Source organism: Agrobacterium sp. ST15.13.015, assembly GCF_027871645.1.
GTDB classification, from domain to species: domain Bacteria; phylum Pseudomonadota; class Alphaproteobacteria; order Rhizobiales; family Rhizobiaceae; genus Agrobacterium; species Agrobacterium leguminum.
In genome coordinates this window covers 124,341-146,877 of record NZ_JAQAHF010000010.1, presented here as the reverse complement: position 1 = coordinate 146,877, position 22,537 = coordinate 124,341, and the positions used below count along the sequence as shown (strand labels likewise).

At 58.5% G+C, this 22,537-nt stretch carries 21 protein-coding genes and 1 tRNA gene; 20 read left to right on the top strand and 2 right to left on the bottom strand.

The window, feature by feature from the left end; all coding sequences use genetic code 11:
• Positions 1-129: 129 nt before the first annotated feature.
• From PIB16_RS16930 to PIB16_RS16850, 17 genes are all read left to right on the top strand, one after another.
• The gene (locus PIB16_RS16930) at positions 130-1,065 is read left to right on the top strand and encodes a phage capsid protein (RefSeq protein WP_271045987.1); all 936 of its coding nucleotides are present in this window, start codon (positions 130-132) and stop codon (positions 1,063-1,065) included.
• Between the two features lie 65 nt (positions 1,066-1,130).
• Entirely contained in the window at positions 1,131-1,409 is a 279-nt protein-coding gene (locus PIB16_RS16925; protein ID WP_269313745.1) for a hypothetical protein, read from the top strand.
• A 73-nt stretch (positions 1,410-1,482) separates the two neighbouring features.
• Positions 1,483-2,136 (top strand): hypothetical protein, encoded by a 654-nt coding sequence (locus tag PIB16_RS16920; RefSeq protein ID WP_271045986.1) that lies wholly within the window; start codon positions 1,483-1,485, stop codon positions 2,134-2,136.
• A complete protein-coding gene (locus tag PIB16_RS16915) occupies positions 2,136-4,214 on the top strand; it encodes a hypothetical protein (RefSeq protein WP_271045985.1) in 2,079 nt (692 codons plus the stop codon). Before PIB16_RS16920 ends, PIB16_RS16915 begins: the two co-directional genes overlap by 1 nt.
• A complete protein-coding gene (locus tag PIB16_RS16910) occupies positions 4,214-4,771 on the top strand; it encodes a hypothetical protein (RefSeq protein WP_271045984.1) in 558 nt (185 codons plus the stop codon). Before PIB16_RS16915 ends, PIB16_RS16910 begins: the two co-directional genes overlap by 1 nt.
• A 133-nt stretch (positions 4,772-4,904) precedes the next feature.
• A complete protein-coding gene (locus PIB16_RS26715) occupies positions 4,905-7,571 on the top strand; it encodes a transglycosylase SLT domain-containing protein (protein WP_333779998.1) in 2,667 nt (888 codons plus the stop codon).
• Between the two features lie 101 nt (positions 7,572-7,672).
• Entirely contained in the window at positions 7,673-9,163 is a 1,491-nt protein-coding gene (locus PIB16_RS16900; RefSeq protein WP_271045983.1) for a hypothetical protein, read from the top strand.
• On the top strand, positions 9,160-11,661 hold the full coding sequence (locus PIB16_RS16895) for a hypothetical protein (RefSeq protein WP_271045982.1): 2,502 nt from the start codon (positions 9,160-9,162) through the stop codon (positions 11,659-11,661). The genes PIB16_RS16900 and PIB16_RS16895 overlap by 4 nt, the downstream gene beginning before the upstream one ends.
• Positions 11,662-11,694: 33 nt before the next feature.
• Positions 11,695-12,090, top strand: coding sequence for a hypothetical protein (locus PIB16_RS16890; protein ID WP_271045981.1), 396 nt, complete (start codon positions 11,695-11,697; stop codon positions 12,088-12,090).
• Positions 12,091-12,144: 54 nt separating this feature from the next.
• Positions 12,145-12,900, top strand: coding sequence for a hypothetical protein (locus tag PIB16_RS16885; RefSeq protein ID WP_271045980.1), 756 nt, complete (start codon positions 12,145-12,147; stop codon positions 12,898-12,900).
• Between the two features lie 17 nt (positions 12,901-12,917).
• Complete coding sequence (locus PIB16_RS16880; RefSeq protein ID WP_271045979.1) at positions 12,918-13,970, top strand: hypothetical protein; 1,053 nt, start codon at positions 12,918-12,920, stop codon at positions 13,968-13,970.
• Complete coding sequence (locus PIB16_RS16875) at positions 13,970-14,515, top strand: hypothetical protein (protein ID WP_271045978.1); 546 nt, start codon at positions 13,970-13,972, stop codon at positions 14,513-14,515. The genes PIB16_RS16880 and PIB16_RS16875 overlap by 1 nt, the downstream gene beginning before the upstream one ends.
• A gap of 34 nt (positions 14,516-14,549) precedes the next feature.
• Positions 14,550-15,542, top strand: a complete 993-nt coding sequence (locus tag PIB16_RS16870) for a glycoside hydrolase family 19 protein (RefSeq protein ID WP_271045977.1) — start codon at positions 14,550-14,552, stop codon at positions 15,540-15,542.
• Entirely contained in the window at positions 15,535-15,825 is a 291-nt protein-coding gene (locus tag PIB16_RS16865) for a hypothetical protein (RefSeq protein WP_271045976.1), read from the top strand. Before PIB16_RS16870 ends, PIB16_RS16865 begins: the two co-directional genes overlap by 8 nt.
• Before the next feature lie 109 nt (positions 15,826-15,934).
• Complete coding sequence (locus PIB16_RS16860) at positions 15,935-16,231, top strand: hypothetical protein (RefSeq protein ID WP_271045975.1); 297 nt, start codon at positions 15,935-15,937, stop codon at positions 16,229-16,231.
• Complete coding sequence (locus tag PIB16_RS16855) at positions 16,228-17,655, top strand: SGNH/GDSL hydrolase family protein (RefSeq protein WP_271045974.1); 1,428 nt, start codon at positions 16,228-16,230, stop codon at positions 17,653-17,655. The genes PIB16_RS16860 and PIB16_RS16855 overlap by 4 nt, the downstream gene beginning before the upstream one ends.
• A gap of 72 nt (positions 17,656-17,727) precedes the next feature.
• Positions 17,728-18,051 (top strand): hypothetical protein, encoded by a 324-nt coding sequence (locus tag PIB16_RS16850; protein ID WP_271045973.1) that lies wholly within the window; start codon positions 17,728-17,730, stop codon positions 18,049-18,051.
• A gap of 113 nt (positions 18,052-18,164) precedes the next feature.
• On the opposite strand, the gene PIB16_RS16845 is transcribed toward PIB16_RS16850, so the two are convergent.
• Positions 18,165-18,240, bottom strand: a tRNA-Lys gene (locus tag PIB16_RS16845).
• A gap of 282 nt (positions 18,241-18,522) precedes the next feature.
• Here PIB16_RS16845 and PIB16_RS16840 point away from each other — a divergent pair.
• The gene (locus PIB16_RS16840; RefSeq protein WP_003523449.1) at positions 18,523-19,269 is read left to right on the top strand and encodes a cytochrome c biogenesis CcdA family protein; all 747 of its coding nucleotides are present in this window, start codon (positions 18,523-18,525) and stop codon (positions 19,267-19,269) included.
• Between the two features lie 34 nt (positions 19,270-19,303).
• Positions 19,304-20,242, top strand: coding sequence for an AEC family transporter (locus PIB16_RS16835; protein ID WP_271045972.1), 939 nt, complete (start codon positions 19,304-19,306; stop codon positions 20,240-20,242).
• Here the strand turns inward: PIB16_RS16835 and PIB16_RS16830 are convergent.
• Complete coding sequence (locus PIB16_RS16830; protein ID WP_271045971.1) at positions 20,226-21,434, bottom strand: UbiH/UbiF family hydroxylase; 1,209 nt, start codon at positions 21,432-21,434, stop codon at positions 20,226-20,228. The genes PIB16_RS16835 and PIB16_RS16830 overlap by 17 nt on opposite strands.
• 209 nt (positions 21,435-21,643) lie before the next feature.
• Here PIB16_RS16830 and pcsA point away from each other — a divergent pair, with 209 nt between their 5' ends.
• The gene (pcsA, locus tag PIB16_RS16825; RefSeq protein WP_035263562.1) at positions 21,644-22,369 is read left to right on the top strand and encodes a phosphatidylcholine synthase; all 726 of its coding nucleotides are present in this window, start codon (positions 21,644-21,646) and stop codon (positions 22,367-22,369) included.
• Positions 22,370-22,537 lie beyond the last annotated feature (168 nt).

Sequence of the window (22,537 nt, the reverse complement as noted above, 5' to 3'; positions counted from 1 at the left end):
GCATGATTTGCCTGCTACCGGACGGGAGCGACCTGGGGAACATGCTGGCTATCCTTCACCGGACCCAGTAGTGCCCGGCTAATCGGCCCTCACGGTGATTTCGTCCATCACACCATTTGAGGGTCACACATGCCTGTTGAAGCTTGGTTCAAAGAAAAAATCCGCGACGACGTTGCAACCCGTCTGAAGTCCAAGGGTGGATTTCTCGACGGCACGATGAAAACCGGCGAAAACGTCGCCGGTACGGTCAAGTTCCCGATCGCGGGCGGCCGCATCAAAATGTACAAGCTTTCCGGCGCAATCGAGGAAGTACGTCCGCAGGGGCTCGACATCGACGTCGTTTCCTTGCAGGCCTCCGACTATACGGCGGAAGCGACCATTCGCAACCAGGACACGCTGCGCCAGGCTCCGTCTTATCAGGCGGAAGTTGCCGACGCGATGTCCAAATCGGTGCGCATGAAGCGCGACAACCTGAAATTCGATGCGCTCGACGCCTTCTGCAACGTCGGCAATGCCAACATTCCGGGCGGCGGCCCGACCGTTCCGAAAACGATCGGCGACGGCAGTGCGCGCATCGACCTTCCCTTCGTCAACCGTGCTGCCGCGCAGGTTCGTGGCGTCGGCTCGGATGAGGAAATTTACTACCCGATCCCGTTTATGTGGTTCGAGCAGCTTTGCTGGTACAAGGAATTCTCCTCCAAGGACTATCAGGGCGATAAGGATCTTCCCTTCGCTCAGTCCGGTATCGTTGACAAAAAGACCTGGAAGGGCATCCATATCATGGCGCTGCCTGATGAGCATTTCAACTACGGCACGGCCAAGTGGGTGGAAGGTCAGGACGAATGGAATGCCGGCTACCTCGATACGTTCATGTGGACGAAATCCGCCGTTGGCTGCGAAACCTTCTGGTCGAAAGAGCAGATGGACATCAACGAATGGATCGGCAAGGCCGGCAAGCCGCTCCTCTGTGACACGGCTCTTTCTGGTGCGGCCATCGGCCTCCTCCCGGAAGGTGTCAAGCGTCTGCGTTACCTCGCAATCAACGATACGGTTCGCCCGACCTGATGTGACATGCCGCCCGTTTCGCGCGGGCGGCTCGCCCTCCTGTCTCAACTGAAAAGGATACGACTATGGCTCATCGCCCCCGCGATCTGCGCCGCCGGACCACGATCAGCATTCCCGGTCAGCGGCAGATCATGTTTTTCGACTATGCCACCGTCCACACGCTGGCTGAGGTACAGGCCGCCGGTTTCTTCAATGACAGCCGTGACAATCTGACAGTCGGCAGCATCATCGATTGCGTCGCGGATATCAACGGTACGACGGCGCGCGTGGTTCTTCGCACCACGGCCGTGCCGCCGACCGGCAACGTCACCGTCGCCGTAGATGGTGGTCTGGCCGCGTCTTAATTCGCGTCGCACTCAACGATGGACCGTGGCCGGTATTCTCTGGCCACGGTTTTCTTTTTTTCGGGCGGTGGTCATGGCAATCAACAAGACGACGATCATCAACCAGGCGCTGACGTTGATCGGCGCTGGCAGCATGTTCTCTGTCGACGATGGCTCTGAGCTCTCCGAGCAGATCGAGGCAACCTGGCCGATGGCCGTTGACCACATCTTTGGCATGCATGATTGGAGCTTTTCGAAGAAAACGTTCAAAAACAGGCGTCTTGCTGACCGTCCTGAGAACGGCTGGGCTTACGCCTTCGAGTTGCCAGGTAATCGTCTAGGCCCGCCGCTTCTCAACCTCGAAAGCGCTGGAAGCAATCCACGCACGTTGCGAAATTTCGCGCTCGAGGAAGGGCTACTTTTCGCGAATGTTCCGGACACCTGGTCGCAGTGCAAGGTGCTTGTGGATCCTGATTACTGGGATCCGCCCTTCCGCTCCGCCTTCATTGTTGCGCTCGGCGGGTATCTTGCAGTGCCGGTTTGGCAGGATGCAGATCTGCAGGATCAGAAATTCACCCAGGCATTCGGCACGCCGTCGCGTGAAGGGACGGGCGGCATGTTCGGCCGCCTGATGGCGCAGGACAAAACGGCCGCGCCGATCGGCGCTGATTTTATGGCGTCGGATCCGCTGACCGCTGTTCATCATACCGGCGGGCGTGGCTTGCTTCCCTGGCACGGAGAGTTTTGATGGCGCGTGTTGCGGGACAACTGAAAAGCTCCGCCAATGCGGGGCAGCTTGCACAAAGCCTTCTCGGGAAGGTCAACCTCAAGCAATATTATTCCGGCGCAAAACGCATGCTGGGTTTCGAGCCTATTCCGCAAAGTGGTTTTTCGCTGTTGCCAGGATCCCGGCTTGCTGGACTTGCTGCCGCAGTGCCGGTTGTGCAGACCACGCTCACCGTGAGCTCGTCGCTTTCCTACACTCTGTTTTTTATGGCTGGGCAAGTGGAAATCTGGAGACAGGATCTGGTGAAGGTCGCAACCGTCGCTGTGCCCCAGATTACGGCGCAGATATTGCCTGAGATCGAGTTTTACGGTGAGGCCAACACCGTTGGAATTTTTCATCCGTCGATATGGGACGGTATCCGTTTGCTGCGCAACACCACGAATGATGCGCTATGGACGGTTTCCGCCTGGCCGTTTCAATTCATTCCCGACGTCGATCTTGGCGGGTCTTACACCAAGACTGATGATGTTTGGGAGATTTACTTCCGTTGGGGATCCGGCGTCGACAATGTCGTCGTCTCGCTCACCGTCGAAGGGTCAACCACGGCAGCTGTTTCGATGGGGGCTGCTCCCGGATCTGGTGACTGGGGAGCGTTTTCCAACAGCATGCGTGCGGCTATCGCGGCGCTGCCGGGGTTTGTGTCGGGGGTTTCTGTCAGTGATCTCGGTGGATCCTCCACTTTCCGTCGTATTCAAGTCCGTTTTTCAGGAATTCTGCAGGGTGCCGAATACGATCTCGATGCATCGATTGTGAACACCTCAGAAATGTCTGCGCTCGCCACGCATTCCAGCATCGGCGAAACATCCGGCGAGCCGCTGATTTCCTCTGCTCGCGGTGGTTTCTCCGGCATGACCAATTATCAGGATCGGTCCATTTACATTGCACCGAAGGCAAAGCCGGCCGCGATTGGCATGTCGCGCATCGGTGAGTATTTCGATCTCAATATTGAAAGCCAGTCGGAGAATGCTGCCCGCCTTGAGGCATTGCGGACAGAGGTTTCCGAAACTGCGCTCTATGCGCTGGATGCGACTTATCTCGTCGTGTTTACCGACAGGGCGGAATATTTTGCCTCAAACCGTACGGTCGAGCGCGGGAAGCCATTGAACTGGGTGCGCGCATCTGCGATCGGCACGAAGAAGGGGTGCAAGCCCGTCTTGATGGATAGCACCATATATTTCGTTTCGCGTGATGGCGGCAGGCTTTATTCTGCCAGTTACGATGCTGTATCGGAAGCATTCCAGCCATCTCCCGTCAACGATCTCAACAACGATATCGTGTCGAACATCGGCCGGATGATAGTGCAGCGCAAGAGCGGCAATATGAGCGGCGATCGGCTTTGGTTGTTGCGTGAGGATGGCCGCCTCATCTGCTGTGCGGCCAATGTCAGCCAGGACATCCGACTTGCTGCATGTGAATGGCCCGTTGCTGGCAACGGCTTTGTGCGTGGTATCTCTGTCGATGGTCTCGATCGCGTGTGGATCACGGTCGACCGAAACGGCGTCTACAGCCGCGAATTGCTTGTGGAGCAGGAAGATAGTCTTTTCCAGACAACTGTTTCCACGACGACGGATCTTGCCGGTGCGGTTGCCGGGCTCGCGATGTTTGAGGGCAAGACTGTCTGGGCGGAAATCGACGATGATATTCATGGGCCATTTGTTGTTTCAAGTGGCTCGTTTCAGACCGATGTTGCGGGACGGCCGGCCATCGTCGGTGTCTGGACGCCGCCAATCTATGAAAGCATGCCCTATGTGCGGGTGCTTCCAAACGACGACGTCGTGCGGCGTCCTGGCAAGGTGGTTTCGGCACGCCTTTACCTCGAGGATGCGGCCAGCATCGCAATTGGCGCGAATGGGCGTGCCGCGCGTGAGGTGCCGCTGCAGCTCGCGAACGACAACCTTGATGCCAAAAAGCAGAATTTCACCGGGCATAGGACCGTTGCCGGCCTGATTGGTGTCTGCATGGATCCGACACTGACCATTACGCAGGTGCGGCCTGGGCGGCTGCGCGTGCGGGATTACATCGCGGGGGTGAAACTGTAATGGAATTGGCAGCGAGTTTTGTGACGTCTATTTTTGGGGGCGGCGGTGCTGCTGCAGCGGGTGCTGCCGCCGGCACCACGGCAGCTGCAGCTGCGCCGGCTGCTGCTGGGTTTTCTCTCTCGACGTTACTGCAGGGGACCGCGACTGTCCTGGGTGTCGTTCAATCCATCAGTGCGGGAAAGGCGGATGCTGCGGCATTAAATGCAGCAGCTGATGATGCCGCCCGCGAGGTGCCTTTGGAGACGCTGCAGGGCATCAACCGTCGTACAGCGATCAAGCAGCAGATGATGGAGAGTATCGGAGAGCAGGATGTTGCCTATGCGGCATCCGGGGTTGATCTTTCCTTCGGTACGCCGACGCAGGCGCGAAAAGAAGCCTTCCGGCAGACCGATCTCGCCGTCACCTCAGATGTGGGAACTGAGCAGACACGTGTCGGGCGCTTGCAGGAGCGCGAGGCTGAGTATCGAAAGAGAGCGTCGCGCGCAAAGCGGTCCGCCATGGTTGATGCCGCATTGACCGGCCTCAAGGGTGCAACTTCCATCGCAGACAGGTACTGACATGGCAAATAGACGGCTGGATCCTGTATCCTATAAGCCATTCCACGCGCAGCCACTCTTGAGTGAGGGGCTGCTATCGGTTTCACGCGAGGGCGGAGATCTCGAGCGCAAGGTCGCGGCAGGCCTTGCGCGCATGGCTGACGAATTTGGTCAGCGTGCTGATCGCGAGGCGGAGCGAGCTGGTGAACTCGCCGGCAGGCGCGCGGCGCTGGAGGGTGCGCCAACGGCTTCCGTCATGACGGGTGGCGGATATTCAGGCGAGAAAGTTTCAAGTGGGGTCCGCGTGAAGGTGCCGCCCGCGGAGCTCCGGACGATGATTGCCGACGCGGCTGTGCGTAACGGTGTCGATCCGCACGCCTTGACGGAGATCGCCGGCATTGAGAGCTCATTCAATCCCTACGCAAAGAACAGCAGCTCATCGGCAGGTGGGCTTTTTCAATTCGTCGATAAGACCGCCGGGCAATACGGGTTGAGAGACCGCTATGATCCCGCCCAAGCGTCAGATGCTGCCGCTCGACTGATGCGTGACAATCGCAATCATTTGCGAAACACACTCGGTCGCGACCCCAGTGCGGGAGAGTTATACCTTGCACATCAACAAGGGGCGGGCGGTGCCTCGAAGCTGCTTGCAAATCCAAATGCCTTGGCTGTTGACGTCGTAGGTCATGATGCGGTTCGTCTGAATGGCGGGACCGCTGATATGACGGCTGGCCAGTTTGCGAGCAAATGGATTTCGAAAGTTGCTCCCGGCGGTGGCTCCTACGACAAGCTGCCGTCTGCGTCGTCTGTTGAGCCGGTTTCCGTTACTCCTGTCCGCGAGGAGGTCACTATCACCTCGGGCAAAGTGGGTACCTTCCGCCCAACCGGGCGAGACACGGTTTATGGTCGTGCTTTCGACGTCAAGGGGACCCGCACTTATCTGGAGATGGCTGATGCTGCCATGGTGCAAAACCAGCAGGCGGTCTATGAGCATTACAAGGATGATCCGGCGATGCTTGAAAAGGCATTGTCGGAAAATCTGACGGCAGATCTCCGCGACAATGTTTTCGAGGAAATCGCGCCCGAATATACTGCCGCTTATAATAAGCGATCTGCGGCCCTATTGAGTAAAGCCAGGGCGGATCAGAAAGAGCGGGCCGACGCTGCAAACCGTGTCGATTTTCTTGGCCGCGTCGATGATCTGGAAAATCGTAAAAGCCAGCAGCTCGCCGGCCTCAAGGTGGATGACGATGCAGCCGGTGCGGCGCTGGCGGACACGCAGTCGACGATCGATGCGCACTATGACAGCGCCGTTGCGCGCGGTGTGCTTACGGTAGCGGAAGCGGAGAAGGCCAAGCGCAAAAGCCGCTCTGATCTGACGGTTGGCTTTTACACGAAGCAAGCGGCGACGATGAATGCCGACCAGATCAAGACAATGCGCGCAGATATGCAGCGCGACTACGCGGCCGGAAAGCTGGATGGTGTGACGGCCGATGACTGGGATGCGATCGACAAAGGTCTGACCGGAGCTGAAAGCGCCCGCCGGACGCAGGACACCAAATCGAATGCGGACCTCGAGAAGCGCGGGGAGGAGATGGCAAAGCGCATCGCCCGTGGTCTTCCGGTTGGCGCTGACGAGCTGGCGCGTTTCCAGCTCGATGCTGGTACAGCTCCGCGCGGGAAGGAAATTGTTTCCTCCACGCTCACACGGATGAAAGTTTCCAACGCCATTCGAACCCAGCCGATCAGCGATGTTGAAAAATCCGTCAAGGCGATCCTGGGTGAGAATGCGACGGCTGACGATATCGATTTTGCCCGCAAGGCGATCGCGGATCATCGCAAGGAACTGCAGAGCGACCCGCTCGGTGTTGCGGAGCGCTTCGGCGTGCTCCCGGTTTCGGAGGGCTTGCCACTGGATGGTGACGTTGATCCCGCGATGGTATCGGGTGCCTTCTCTGAGCGCATCAATGCATCGAACGCCGCGGGGCAGCACTTTGGTGTTTCGCCGCGATACTTCCGGCCGGGTGAGGCCGAGCAGATCGAGGCCGCGGTGAAAGCGGATCCGACAAAGGGGCTGGCGATCGCCGCCGGCCTAGTCGATGCGGCCGGCCGTGATGCCGATCGCGTTTTGCGCGAGTTGGGTGAAGCTGCGCCGGCGGTGGCTCTTTCCGGCGGGCTGGTTGCGGCTGGTGGCAATAAGCAGGCGGCGCTCGATCTCATTTCCGGTTTCGGTAAAAGTCCGGAGGGCAAGGCCTATACGGATATTCCGAATACAAAGCGCATTCCGGTCGCGCAAAAGATCGCCGGCGATGCGCTGCAGTTTTCTCCTGCGGAGGTGAACCGGCTGGATGAGGCGGCCGCCGCGATCGCGCGCAAGCGTCTTTACGATGCCGGCATTGATCCCAAGAAGGATGATGCGCGGCCGTTCTACGAGAAGGCTTATCAGGAGGCCGCAGGCGCCACCTTTTCAAATGGCGTTCAGTTTGGAGGCTTCACAAAATTTGGTGGTGGCGTCTTTTCCCGCGCGCGACAGATCCTCGTGCCGCCATCGATCCGCGCTGACAAATTCGGCGATCTCATCGATGCGCTCGAGGATAGCGACGTGGGGCAGGTGGTGGCGAAGAACGGCCGCACCTGGACGGCACGTGATTTTCAGAAGGCTGCGCCTATTGCTGTCAACGGTGGTTATGCATTTGCGTTGGGCGATCTTTCCAGCAGCTCGCCGCAGTTCATCGCCGACAAGGACGGCAATCCCGTTGTGCTCGATCTTGCTGGCATGCGCGGCAAGCTCGGTGCGCGCGTTCCGGGGGCATATCGATGATACAGCTGCCGAACGTCAAGGAATTGCCTGCAAGCCGCTCGGCCGGTCCCGAAAGCTGGGGTGAGGCCTGGACGAAGGCCGCCGGCGCGACCGATGAAACCATGCGGCTGATCGAGAACACGAATGCGGATTATTATGGTCTCGATAAAGCCTATGAAGAACGCATCAAGCTCATCGCCGACATAACCGGCCAGACGTTGCCCAATCCCATGCGCGAGGCGGCGGCTGTTGATCTGGATCCAGATCGCGCTGCCGTCATGGCGATGTCACTGGGTGGTGGCGGTACGGCGTTTTCGTCGGTTGATGATGAAACCAGGGCTTCTCGAGAAGAGGAATTCAACGCAAGAGCTCTTTCCCTGTCGGGAAAATATCGGCAGGAAATCGAGCAGGTTTTGTCCACCAGTGTCGAAGAAGCCCACAATCAGGTGATGCGAGATGCCGAGAAGGCGTCTCAGGAAGCACTGAATTCGCCCGAGCTCGGCGCTGCTGGCCGATTGGGCGCGCAGCTCGCCGGCGGCCTTCGAGGGGCGGCCAGAGATCCGACGCAATGGGGCATGGCAATGTTTGGTGCCGGCGGCGCGCAATCGGCGACGGTTGCGGGGCGGATCGGCAAGACCGTGCTGACGGAAGCGCTGTTGAACGGTGGGCAAGAGCTTGTCCTGCAGGGGCTGAGCCAGGAGCGCAAGCGCGCTGCCGGCCTCGAGCATGGCATGGGTGATATGCTGCAGAACGCCGGCGTTGCAGCAGTGTTCGGTTCGCTGTTTGGCGGGTCCATCCAGGGCGGTGCGGAGCTAGCTCGAGTTTATCGCATGGGAAAAGGCGGCGAAGATATCGTTGCGCGCGTCCTCGATGGCAACCCGCAGCCTGGTGATATCGAGGCGATGGCGAAGGCCATGAATGTTGAGCTCACGCCGGAAAAGCTTGATCTCATCAATCGCAGTTTCGAAGAACGTGTTCTCGATGATTACATGGTGGCGCAAGATGCCACGCCCGCCCAGCTCGTGGTTATGCAGGCGGCAGAGCGATATGCGGCAGATCCGGACAATTTCCCGCCTCCGGAGATCGTCGAGCGCATGCTTGCGGAGCAGGAGGCCGGCCGCCTCCTTACGATGCGCCCGGATGACTACGAGCGGATTTATAGCGGCGATGCAAATGCGATCGACGATATCGCCGACACCTTCTTCGCATCTGACATTGCCGATGCATCGCGGCGCATCGATGCTGCCACCTCGCGGGTGGAGGCGGCGGCGGATGCTGTATCCGATCGGGCCATTTCGCCCCAGCCGGCGGCGCGTCGGGTGGAAGATCCTGCAGGGGCATCGTCATCGGTGCAGTCGCTGCAGGAACAGACGATCCGACCGCGCAACGTTGCAGAGCCGTTGGACGATGCCGGCATGCTTAATGCCGAGATCCGCGCTGGCGAGCTCGCTGAGCCTGCACGCGATGTGAACGGTAATCCTGAAAACTATTTCGACTTTATGGCGATCGAGGATGGTGACGGCAAGGTCAGCGTGGTGTCCGCCCGTGAAGCGCTTGAAATGGCGTCGGAGCCTGAATTTCTCGCCGATCTTTTGGAGGCATGTAAACTATGAGCTTGCGAGATTGTCTGGCTTCCGCCGTTGCGCAAGGTGCGATCAATTCGCGCCAGGCGGATGAGCTGCACCGCTATTACGACGCCCGCTTTAACAGCAAGCGCACGGCCATGTCGGAGCGGGAGGCAATGGCCGCCGCACGCGATGAGGTGGCGGCCGCCTTGCGCGCCGACGCCAAAGAGATGCGCCGGCAGGTAAATCTGACGGAAGCCGCCCGCAAGGATCTGGCAGGCTTCATCGAGAATTATCGCAATAAGAGTGGCCGTCCGGACAAGCTCGATGCGGTTTTGTCTCTCATGATCCATAATGGCTTCAAGGGCACCCAGAGCATGGCCGGTAAGGCCAATGCCATCATCGCCATGGCGCATCGCCAGCTTTCCGATGTGATGTATCATTTCCGCCGCTCCAAGGGTCTCGGTCGTCGTTTGAATAAGGTGGACATTCCGGACCTCATCACCGCCATGCATGGCGAGCATGTGAGCAACCCGACCGCTAAAGCGCTTGCCGGCGCTCTTACCGGCGTCCTCGAGGATCTGCGTCTGCGCTTCAATGATGCCGGCGGGAATATTCCGAAGCGCCAGGACTGGGGCATCGTGCATAGCCATAACCGGCGCGCGATCCGCAAGCTCGGCCGGACGCCGGAGGAGGCGCGTCAGCGCTGGAAAGATTTCATCCGGCCGTTGCTCGATCCGGAAAACATGACCAATCCGAACACGGGGGAGGTGATCGGCGCCAACGGCCTCGATAGCTCGCTTGATTATGTGTTCGAAACCATCACCTCCGATGGTTGGGCGCATCGGAGGCCGGAAGGGCGCAAGTTCGGCAAAGGCAAGGTTGCCAGCAAGTACCAGGACAGTCGCTTCCTGATTTTCAGGGATGCAAAAAGCTGGCTGACCTATAACGAGAAGTTCGGTAGCTCCGACGCGATCGGCTCCATTTTCAACCACATCAACAGTGTGTCGCGCGATATCGCTGCCATGGAGCGTTTCGGGCCGAACCCGGACGCGACGATCGAATGGCTGAAGCAGGCAGTGCAGGTCGATATCGGCAAACGGCAGGCTGGAGCGCTCACTATCGAGGGTGTGAAAGTTCCGGGGTTGGATGCGGTGAAGATTGCGGAATACCGTGTAGACAGTCTCTGGCGGGCATTGCGAGGCCGGGAAACCGTGATGAGTGGTCCGGCCCAGTGGGCAGGCGATATCCGAAATCTCGCAACGTCGGCAGCGTTGGGCTCAACCGGCATTCTGGCCGCCGCAACGGATCCGTTCGTGGCTGCTGCCTCCCGCCGCCTTGCAGGCCTGCCGGTCGTTCGCGGTTTCGGCGGGATACTCAAACGCTTTGCCAGTGACGGTGATAGAAAGGCCATGGCACGGCGGGCGATGATCTGGGACGATTATCTGCACACGATGAATGAAAGTGCACGCTTCGTCGATCAGATGTTTGGCCACGAATGGAGCCGATACGTTGTCGACCGGTCGTTGACCTGGAATGCGCTTTCGCCCCTGACCGATGCCCGCAAGCGCCTCGAGGCGACGGCCTGGCATGAGACGCTGGGCGGCCTGGCTGAAAAAGATACAGACTGGATCGACCTTAACCCGCTTCTGCAGCGCGCCATGGAAGGTTTTGGCATTACGCCCGACGACTGGCATAGGATGCGCGCCGGCGTTGACAGTATGGGTTTTCTGGATCCCGGCGGCGTTTTCGAAAAAACAGGTGATCGGACGCTTGCAGAGAAATATGCCGAGCTGATCCAGCAATGGCAGGAAAGATCTGTGCCGGCCGGAGATCCGCGTATCAAGAGCGTGCTGACCGGCAAGGTAGAGCGCGGCACCATTCTCGGGGAAATTGCCGAATTTGGTTCCCAGTTCATGAGTTTCGGCATGAGCTTCACGGCGCGGCAGATGGAAGCGATGTATGTCTATTCCATGCTTTCGAAAAGCGCTGGCGGGCGGATCGCGCGCGGATCCGGATATTTTGCTGCCATGGCTATTCCATTGACGATGGGTGCGGCGATGTACACCCAAATATTGGGTGTCCTCAACGGGAAAGACCCCGAGGACATGACGGAGGTCAAATTCTGGGTAAAAGCCTTCGTCAAGGGCGGTGGCGGCGGCCTGTTCGCTGACTTCGTCGACAAGTCGGAAAACCGCTTCGGGCAGGGTCTCACTGCCACGTTGGGTGGCATCGGTGGCGCGTTCATTTCGGACACTGTGGATCTGACGCTAAAGGGCGTTCAATCGATCATCTACCCGGAGGATCAGCAGGTTGGCCGCGCGGCGGCGAAATATGTCGGCCGCTATACGCCGATCCTGTCTTCGCATCCGGCAACGCGTCACTGGTATCGCCGCGCCTTCGTTGACCAGTTGCAATGGTTGCTGGATCCGGACGCGGACAAAAGCTTCAAGTCTCAGAAGGCGAAAGCCTCGCATTGGTGGGAGCCTGGCGAGCTGACGTTCCGGCGGCTTCCCAATCCTGAAACTGCGCTGGGGACAGATTAGAGTATAGCTTTTAATTTGTTGTGGCTTCGTGCCATGGTTGTTCTGTCGCTTTCTTCTGGGGGTAAAATGAAAAGAGCATTGATTATCAGCCTGGCGGTTATGCTTGCCGGTTGCACTGTCACGCCGGATAAATACGCAGCATCGCTGCCGGAAAATGATCCGAAATACAACACGAAGGAATGCCGGGATATTAGAAAGGCCGCGCTCGAGTTTGACAACAAGACTGGTCAAAGAATGGCGGTGGGGCTTGTCGGCGGCGCGTTGCTCGGTGTGTTTTTCCTGCCGTTTGCGGCCGCGAGTGATGCCGAGCGTGAGGAGGCGCGTAAACTCTTCGCGCGTGAGATCCATATGCGTTGCTCGAGCAAGCCTCTTCCGAAAAATCTCGAGGTAACATCAAAGTCTGGAGCCGATCGCGCCAAGCGCACTTAACGTTCCCTTCACTCCCTTACGCTCTGCCTGATCGAAATTTCAGGCAGGGCAACCATGGCCGATACACCCTATCCATTGCCGCGCCAGTTGCGCATGAGTCAGATCCTGCTGGGTGATGGCCGGCTCACTTATGGGCCTTTCGATTTTCAGATTTTCGATGCTGAGGACGTTTCTGTTTTCACCCGCCTGGCAACTGGCGGAGACTGGACGCTGGCGTCGGTTGGTGTCCAGAAAGTTTCCGGCCATCCTTTCGATCACTTCACCATCGAGTTTCCCGCGACCATATCGAGCCTCGTTCAATATGTAGTTGTTGGCGAGCGCCTCCCAGAGCGTACCGCAGGCGTTCGCAAGGGGACGCAAATCAATCCAGACGCTGTAGAGCGAGAGTTCTCAAAGATCGCTTCCACATTGCAGGAACTGCGCCGAGACGCCAACAGGGCAGTCCTGCGTGAATTCGGCGGGCAGGGCGTCATACTCGAAAACGGCATTCCCGATGGTAGCTCACTATACATCGAGGGGAATACCCTGCGCGCGGGCCCTCCGGCTGGCGCAATCGGTGACTATGTCGCAGAGGCGGCGGCGCACGCCGCTGCAGCTCAAGCCTCAGAGCAAAATGCGCAAATCTATTCGCAGCAGTCGTCGGTTTCTGCAGCGCAATCGCAGGCCAGCGCTGCCCAGGCGCAAAACCTCGTGGATGCAGCGCAGGCTGCATATGTCGGGTTTCAGCCCGGCACTTTTTACGATCTCGGTTGGCTCGAGGATGATCTCACTCTTTTTGGTGACGATCTCGGCTGGCTCGAAAATCTTTAACAGAGCGGAGAATTACGTTGGTCACCCCTATCTCTCAAGTCAAATCGACCGCAGTTGGTGTTGCCACAAAGGTTATTCCCCTGGGCGTCTTTGTCTGGAATGTCGTTACTGGTCGGATCCATGGCGGTGATGGCGTTACTGTCGGCGGCATCCCCATGGCGCGCGAAGATCAAAAGAATGATGGCTCGTTTGGTTACCTGACCGAAATCAAGATCGATAATTATGCGGTCACCTCCGGGGATAACGGCAAAATCCTGCTCGCCAACAAGGCAACATCAATCAGCTTCGCCCTTGATGCTGCTGTGACGTTGGGTGCCAAATTCACGATTGCCGTAAAAAACATTGGCGTTGGCGCTTTGTCACTGGTGCCGAACGGATCGGAGCAAATAGACGGGCTCAATGCGCCGTTCGTCGTACCTTCCGGCGCTTCTGCTGTTCTCAAGTGCAATGGAAGCTCCTTCCGAACTGTTCTTGCCACGCCCGGAATTACCGGTGAGGGGATGGACCCGTGGGCTCTCGTTCCGTTGGGCGTGCCTATTCCGGCTGACGTCGGCATGGCCGGTTTTGTCGCGCCGCCCAAGAACAGGAGTTATCGTTACATCCTTCTTTCCGCCGGTGAGGCTGGCGTTGGTGGTTATAATGAGGCCGTCTTGACGGCTGAGAGTGTTTCGGGATCCAGCCCCACCATCAGCGCAACCGCAACAGTGTCGCTTGTCGGCTCGCCGTTTAACGGTGCGACGGCGCGCCTGATCAACACGACGCGAGAAATCCTGCGCCCCGGCTCGCCCGGCGTTCTGCAGGCGGGGCAGATCTCCTCGCACACGCATGGCGTCAACGATCCGACACACGGTCACGTTTTGCAGAACCCTTCGGACAACAGTCAGGTCTTTGCCTATGCGGGAAATAGCCCCGGCACGAATGGTAACCAGATCGGCCTCGGTGGCCAGGGCGGCGCAAGTCCTGGAACGGCCGTAAGGAATTCTGCCACGGGCATTACCATTCAATCGACGGGCGGTGATGAAAACCGAATGCGCAACATGGGTGCTAATTTTTATCTGAGGATCAAGTGATGCCATATGCTTTTGAAGGTGGTATTTCCACTGAGCCGCGTGAAGACGCGATACCCATTTCAGACGCTGACTACGCTCTTGCCCTGCAGGCCATCTTGGGTGGGCGCGCGGTTTCGATCGTCGGCGGCTTTCAGATCGTTGATGCGCCGGCCGCTGTTGAGCCAGATCCATCGGACCATCTTGACCTGGCGCAGTGGAAAGCGCTCCTCATTTCCGATATCGATGCCAGCGCTGAGATCGCGCGATTGCGATACATCACGGGTGGCAGCGGTCAGGCGATGACATATCAGCAAAAGGCTCAGGAAGCCGCGCAGTGCCTTGCTGACAGCGCTCCTGTTGGGGAGAACTATCCGCTTCTTTCTGTTGAGGTCGGCATCACGGCGTCCACGCTCATCGATGTTGCCCAGATCGTCAATGCGGCCTATCGGTCATGGTTGCAGATCGGCGCGCAGATTGAGGCTTTGAGGCTTTCTGCCAAGTCGGCCGTGATGGCGGCGACAACGATCGCAGACGCAAAAGCGGCAGCAGCGGTCGCTTGGCCGTAGCTGACGCATTTGACCGCACATCCTTGCCACTACCATGGCTCCAGTTGAAAAACCGGAGCCATTTTTTATGCAAAAGGGTGCTTTCTTTGATGCTGTACGCGGTCCGCTTTTTGGTGGAACGCTTTCCAGTTCGCAGGTTAACGGAACGGAGGCGATCCTTGATCGCGCTCTGGCTGTGCGCACACCGTTGCGGCATCTGGCTTACATGCTGGCAACGACCATTCATGAGACGGCAGCGACGATGCAGCCAATTCTCGAAACCCGCAGTCCCAAGGAGAGAAGTAATCCCTCGATCGATGTTGCGATCAAGCGGCTGGATAATTCCTTTGCCGCGGGAAAGCTGCCGTGGGTGAAAAAACCGTATTGGCGTAAGGATGATGAGGGGAAAAGCTGGCTCGGCCGCGGCCTCGTTCAGCTTACTCACAAAAGCAATTACGACCGAATGGGAAAGATGGTCGGCGTCGATCTTGTGGCAGATCCTGATAGGGCTCTGGATCCTGGTATTGCGATCAGCATCATGTTTTTCGGAATGACGAGCGGCGACTTCACCGGCCGCCCGCTCTCGGATTATCTGGATGGCCGGACCGCTGACTATGTGAACGCACGCCGGGTCATCAACGGTATCGAGAGCGCCCGAAAGGTAGCTGATTATGCCGTGCGTTTTGAACAGGCTTTGCTGGCTTCCGGATATTCCGGCGACGGGAAACAGCTGCAAGCTGAAAAGCCATCAGCACCGGAATTGCCGCCTGGTGCGGATCCGGTCGTTAGTGGCGCTCCCGCTGAACCGACGTTGCCGGTCCAGAACGTCGATCCGGAAAAGCTCGATAAGCCGCTGCTGAAATCGAAAACCGTCTGGCAGTGGATCCTGACTTTTCTGGGTGCTGCAGCGGCGGCCTTCGGCGGGTTGGACTGGCGTGTGCAGATCCTCATCGTCGTGGCGATCGGCCTTTCCGGAATTTATGCCATCAAGCGCCGGGCGGACATCGCGAAGGTATATCGCGAGATCAAGGCCGAGTTCGATGCTTGACCGCCTCAAGACTGCGCTTGTGGCGATCGGGGGCGGAGTGGCGGGTATAGCCGCCACTTATGCCGTCGCCTCGCTGCTGATGGTGCCGGCGGCGAAGCGGGAGGGCAAGTCGGCCGCGATCGCAGAAATGGCTGTGGCGGCCGCCAGGGCCGAGATGCAAAGGAAGGGTGACGATGCGAGCCTGCAGACCAAAACAGATTTTGAGCTTTGCGTTCTTGGCCTTCGCAGCAACGGCATGCCAGTCGATGCCTGCGACCAGCTGCGCGGGGTGGACGAAAAATAATCTTTCTCCTTCCGGCCTGGTGGCGCTAATTGCCGCCGATAGGTCGGGCGCGGAAAGGGTCATCGGAAACGACCGCAACGGACAGCGGCAAGGATGCTGGAGCTAAAACATGCCGACGAAAACACTCACGCAGAATGGCACCGAGAATATGGGTATCGAGGCGAAGAGCGATGCGGGTTACCGCGTTCTCTCCTATTCCGGATCGCTGGGCGGTGGAACGCTGCAGCTTCTTACCCAGTGCGCCGACGGTGCTGACCAGGTGCCCGTTCCGGACGGTAAGCTTTCCGCTGCAAATGTGGACGGGAACGGCGATCCAATCCGGCAGGTTGTCTTCGTCAGCGCGGGCAACGTTTACGTCTCATTGACGGGTGCAACGGCTCCAAACTGCAAGGTGTCGGTGCAATGACAACATCGTTGCGGCGTCTGGCGTCCACCTCGCTTGCTCGCGGAAAGGCTGGGCGAGGATTGCTTTCGATCTCGCCATGGCGGGGTTTGAATGGCGGGCCGGTTCGGGTTTCTACGGCTTTCAGCCCCGTAAAGGCGAAGTTGACGGCGGGCCAGAGCGCGTCTCTCCTGATTATCGGTGACAGCACGTCCTATACGAAGTTCGGCCCCTACTATCTTTTCGGGGCTTGGCTCGGCGCGCAGCATAACGCCACCGTGCGAATTCGTCGGTGGGATGAATGGGGTCCGAGCGGTGCTGGCGATGGTCCGAAGGCTTACGCCGCCGCTGATGTTGTCGCGACGGGTACAGGCTCCACTCTGGATATCTGGCTTGCGTCTTTGCCTGGTTCAGGGCCGTATGCCATGTTCGATAAGGCCCGCCGCCCCACTGCTATTGATGCGCTGGCGCGGCCCGATCTTGTTGTGTGGCACCATGGGCACAACATCACCAGCTACGAAATGCCGGTGGCGGGCATGAATTACCTTGGTAGGGGTTTGTTCCTCGGTCCAATTGGTATGATTTCTCATAAATGGCCCGGTGTACCGCAGGCGTTGACCAATCAAACGCCTTGGCGTGACAATTCTGATATGAACAAAGTCGTTGATGCATTAAATGCAGTCAGGCTTGCCAAGCCTGATATAACCATCATCGATACGCATAGCAGATTTCTGCCGAACAAATCAGACCCTCTGTATTACAGACTGGGTGAAGTTTCTCCCGGCGTTCATCCATCAGACCTAGAAGGCCGTAACATCGGTGCGCAATCACAGGCTGACGCGATTTCCTCAGCATGGATGCAAAGCGCGGCTATCGGCGGCTTCTCGACGGCAGACTGGGTTTCTCTGACCGGCGCCAACCTGATGCCCAATGGTGACATGCTGTGGCCGTCTGGTGGTACGCCTACAGGCTGGACGGTATCCGGCTCGACTGCGGTAATTGTGAAGAATACAACTGAACAATATCCCGGTTTTGACTATTGTGTGGAAATCCAACCCGGCGCTACACCTAGTGCTGCGCGTTTGCAGCGAACGTTTCTGGAAGCGGACGTAGCCCCTCTGCGTGGAAAGACTGTAAGTTTGGCGATACTTGCCAAACGCACTGCGGGTCAGCGCCCGCCTTACATGCCGTTTGTTACCAGAACGCAGTCCCCGCCGGGACGAACATTGCCTGCTGGCCCACTCACGACAACAGGTCTGGACACCGCCAATCCGGGTGACTGGAACTGGTATGTCGTAGCGGGCATTCCTATCGATGCGGACGCGGCGGCCAACCTTATGTCTCTGGCCTTCTATCCATCGTTCAACAATGCCGGTAACGGCGGTTCTCTGTTTATTCAAAAGGCAGTTATTGTCGAGGGTCCGATGCCAAAGGGTCTGATGCCATAGGTGCCTCATTTGACGGCATGGGCATGATGGCAAAATGCACTTGTCAACTCCTGATCCGAAAGCGCTGGCATTATGTCCTTCACTGATTTTCTCGATGCAATTGGTATCAAGCTGGGCGTGCTGCTTGCTGGCCTTTTCGGTGGAGTATTACGGGCGTTGTCGCGTCCAAACGTCACATGGAAAGAAATGATCGCTTCGCCCGTCTGTGGAGCCTTGGCGGCCGCTTATCTTACGACGCCCTTGCTGCATTACCTCTACAGCATCAACTGGCCTTTGCCGGAGGATCCGATCGCGACGATGAATGCGGCCGCGTTCCTGACAGGCACAAGCGCGATGTGGATTTCAGATCTGATTATATCGAGGCTGACGCGTTGGGCCGGTGGAAAGCCTGTCTAGGGAGGCGAAAATCGGCGTGCGACACGTGCGACTTTTATTAGTCGCAAAATGTCGTAAACAGGTCGCACGACATCTTGAAATCTCCGGTAAGATATTGATTTTTATAGGGTTTTTGGTGAGAGCGCAGGGATTCGAACCCTGGACCTACTGATTAAAAGTCAGTTGCTCTACCGGCTGAGCTACGCTCTCCCGTGTCGGGGCTTGGCTGCCCTTCGGAAGTGCGCGGAACATATGTAGAGCGATCCGTTCGGTCAACCCAAAAAAAGCGGTTTCGACAATCAATCCGGTTTTTTTTGTCGCACCCCCGAAAAGGTGATTGGAGAGAGGGGGCGGCTGGGGATAAAACCGGCTTCAGACATGTCGGCCGGACGGGTGAAATCCTTTTGCAGCAATGACATGCACGAAAATGAAGCGTGAAGTGCCGGCGAAGCTCGAGAATCGCGGCGGCTTTGCGGAATGCGGAGTTGTTTCTTGTCGATTGCCGATATTTCCCTGTTCAGCGCGCTTCTGGCCGGCGCTCTTTCGTTTCTGTCGCCCTGCGTTCTGCCGCTGGTGCCGCCTTATCTCTGTTATATGGCGGGTGTTTCGGTCGAGCAGTTCAGGACGGAAGATACAGCGCCGCGGCCGGAGATTCGCAGGGCCGTGCTGTTTTCGGCCTTCTTCTTCACGCTCGGTTTCGCCACGGTCTTCGTGGCGCTGGGGGCCGGCGCCTCGACGATCGGTACGCTTCTGCGCCAGAATCTCGATATTCTCGCCAAGATCGGCGGTTTCATCATCATTCTGATGGGCCTGAATTTTCTTGGCGTGTTTCGCATTGGCCTGTTTTCGCGCGAGGCGCGGTTTCAGGGGGCGGGCAAGCCTGCCACGCTGTCCGGGGCCTATGTCATGGGTCTTGCCTTCGCATTCGGCTGGACGCCCTGCATTGGCCCGGTTCTGGGGGCTATTCTCGGCGTCGCCGCTGCGCGCGATACGGTTGGCGACGGTGCGGCGCTGCTTGCGGTCTATTCTCTTGGCCTTGCGGTGCCGTTCTGGATCGCGGCGGCGTTTTCCGGCTCCTTCATGCGTTTTCTCGTTCGCTTCCGCCGCCATCTCGGCCTCGTGGAAAAGCTGCTCGGCGTATTGCTGGTGCTGACCGGTCTCGCTTTCATGTCCGGTTTTATCACCAATGTGGCGATCTGGTTCCAGGAGACCTTTCCGATCCTGATGCAAATCGGCTAAGCCTCCCGCTGGAGTTGCTTGCGGGGGAAACATAGTGACGGATATCGTCGGATTGCTGTTGCCGTTTTTCGGCCTGATCTTCATCGGCTACGGGGCGGCGCGCATTACGAAGCAGCCGGTCGAGGCGATGGGCTGGCTGAACACCTTCATCATCTATGCGGCGCTTCCGGCGCTGTTTTTCAAGCTGGTGTCGAAAACGCCGGTGGAAGAACTGGCGCGAATGGATTTCGTCGCGGCCAGTCTCGCCTGCACCTATGGCATTTTCTTGGCTGTGTTCCTGATCGGCCGGTTCGTGCGGAAAAACAGCCTTGCCGAAACCACGATCCAGAGCTTCGCGGCAAGCTACGGCAATATCGGTTATATGGGGCCGGGGCTTGCGCTTCTGGCGCTTGGCGAAAAGGCGGCGGTGCCGGTGGCGCTGATCGTCTGTCTGGAAAATGCCGCCCATTTCATCGTCGCGCCGGCGATGATGGCGGTTGCTGGCGGTGACAAGCGCTCTCCGGCAAGACTTGCGCTGGATGTGGCGCGCAAGGTCGTCACCCACCCCTTCATCGTCTCCGTCATCGCCGGCTTTCTTGCCGCTTCGCTGTCATGGCAGCCGCCGGAGGCGGTGCAGCGGCTCGTGGATTATCTGGCGCAATCGGCGGCGCCCTGCGCACTGTTTGCAATGGGCGTGACGCTGGCGCTTCGGCCGATGAAACGGGTGCCGGTGGAAATCAGCTATATCGTGCCGGCAAAGCTGATCCTGCATCCGCTGGCCGCTTATCTCGTGCTCTCGTCGCTAGGGCGGTTCGAGCCGGTGTGGATCTATTCGGCCGTGCTTTTGGCCGCGCTGCCGACCGCGACGAATGTTTTCGTCATCGGCCAGCAATATCACGTCTGGCAGGAGCGGGCGTCGGCAACGATCCTGATCTCGACGGTGCTTTCGGTCCTCACGCTGACCGGCGTGGTGTATTTCATCCAGCCTTTCTGAAGCTGCCGAACAGCAGCGAGGGCAGGGCCTTCAGCCCACGACCGGGTTCGATGCCCTCGCGCATGACCATGCTTCTAAGCGTGCCGATGCCGGAAAGCACGTGCAGGCCCGCCGCGCGCGCCATCTGCACCGGCAGGAGATCGGAAAGCAGCGAGCGGTTCAGGAGATCGACGCTCAGCGTGCGGCTGTAGACATCCGCCCGCCGCCTGCGGTCGAAGCTGCTGCCGGCATCGGCCGCAACCGGCCGGTCGGAGACGGCGCTCAGCAATTCCGTCAGTGCGATGATGTCGCGCAGGCTGAGGTTCAGCCCCTGCGCGCCGATGGGCGGAAAACCATGTGCGGCCTCGCCGATCAGGGCGACGCGGCCCTTACCGAAGCGGTGTGCGGTCATGGAAGAGAGCGGCCATGCCTGCACGCTGTCCTCGACGGTGACGGCTCCCAGCATGGATTGCATGCGCTCCTCGACCCGGAGGCTGAGCGCTTCCAGCGGCAGCGCCGTCAATTCCTCCGCCTGTTGCGGGGTGACGACCCAGACGAGGCTGGAGCGGTTGCCGGGCAGGGGAACCTGGGTGAAAGGGCCGGTGGGGGTGTGGAATTCCGTCGAGACATTGCCATGCGACCGGCTATGGCCGAAGTTCAAAACAATGGCCGTCTGCGGATAGGACCAGGATTTGACGCCGATGCCGGCAGCATCCCGCACAATGGATTTGCGGCCATCCGCACCGATGAGGAAATCGGCGGAGAGCGTTTCGCCGTCGCCAAGCGTCACCGATACACGGTCGTTGCCGATGTCGATTGTCTCGGCTGTGGCATCGAGGCGGGTAATATTGTGTTCCTGCTCGACCGCTTCGCTCAGAACGCCGAGCAAAGCCTCGTTGGGGATGTTCCAGCCAAAGGCATCCAGTCCGATTTCGGACGAACGGAACTGCACGGTGGGTGCACGCAGCAGGCGCTCGGTGCCGTCGATGATCTGCATGGTGGAAAGGCGTGCGGCCGAAGGCGCGATGCGCGACCACAGGCCGAGACGGTCCATGAAGCGGATGGACTGGTCCATCAGCGCCGTGGTGCGCTGGTCCTTCCTGTCGCTGGAAGGTGCAACGAGCGCCACGTGGCGGCCCGCCCGCGCCAGCGCGATGGCCGCGATCTGGCCCGCAAGTCCCGCACCGGTGATGGCGATATCGAAGTGTCTCATGGTCCTGATCCGTTGTTATTTCCAAAGCATCATAAAGGCTTTGGTCGGGTAAATCCACTTCGGTCCCGGAACATCCGGTTGTGAAGATTCGTTGGTTGTGCCGCGATATTAGTCTTAGGATAAGCGGATTGAGCCGGTTGCAAAGCGTGGTGAATGGCCGCATACCGGAATGAACAGGCGGATGAAAAAACGGGGCACAGACGCTGACTATGAAAATTTTCAACTATAAGCGTGTTCCCTACGCGGAAATCCGCGCCTTTTCCGTCCATATGCTCACGGCCTCCGGCTCGTTCCTGGCTTTTCTCGGCGTGGTCGCCGCAGCCGAACACCGTTTCGTTGACATGTTCTGGTGGCTGGGGCTTGCGCTTCTGGTGGATGGCATCGACGGCCCCATCGCCCGCAAGGTCAGGGTTAAGGAAGTGCTGCCCAACTGGTCTGGCGATACGCTCGATAATATCATCGACTATGTTACCTATGTGCTGCTGCCCGCCTTTGCGCTTTATCAGAAGGGCATGATCGGCGAGCCGCTGTCCTTCGTGGCCGCCGGCATGATCGTCGTGTCGAGCGCCATTTATTATGCCGACATGGGCATGAAGACGGACGAATATTTCTTCTCCGGCTTTCCGGTAGTGTGGAACATGGTGGTGTTCACCCTGTTTGTCATGGACGCCAGCGCCACCACGGCGATGATTGTCGTTACCGTTTCGGTGTTTTTGACATTCCTGCCGATCAACTTCCTGCATCCAGTGCGGGTGAAGCGATTGCGGCCGCTCAATCTCGCCGTGGTCTTCATCTGGTGCGCGCTTGGCGGTTATTCGCTGCTGATGCATTTCGAAACCCCGACCTGGGCCGTGATCGGCTTCGTGGCGAGCGGCATCTATCTTTATTGCATCGGTGGAATATTGCAGTTTTTCCCCTCGCTCGGCGCGAAATGAAAAAAGGGTAAAGCCGTTTATTGCTTGTGCAAATTGCATTTAAGCGGCTTCTTTTTCAGTTGTGCGCAGCAGCAAAACCGTTATCAATAAGTTCTGATCGCGTATCATTGCATACTTTTTGGCGCGGGATTGGGAACAATGACCGCAACCGTTTGAAACGCCTCGAAG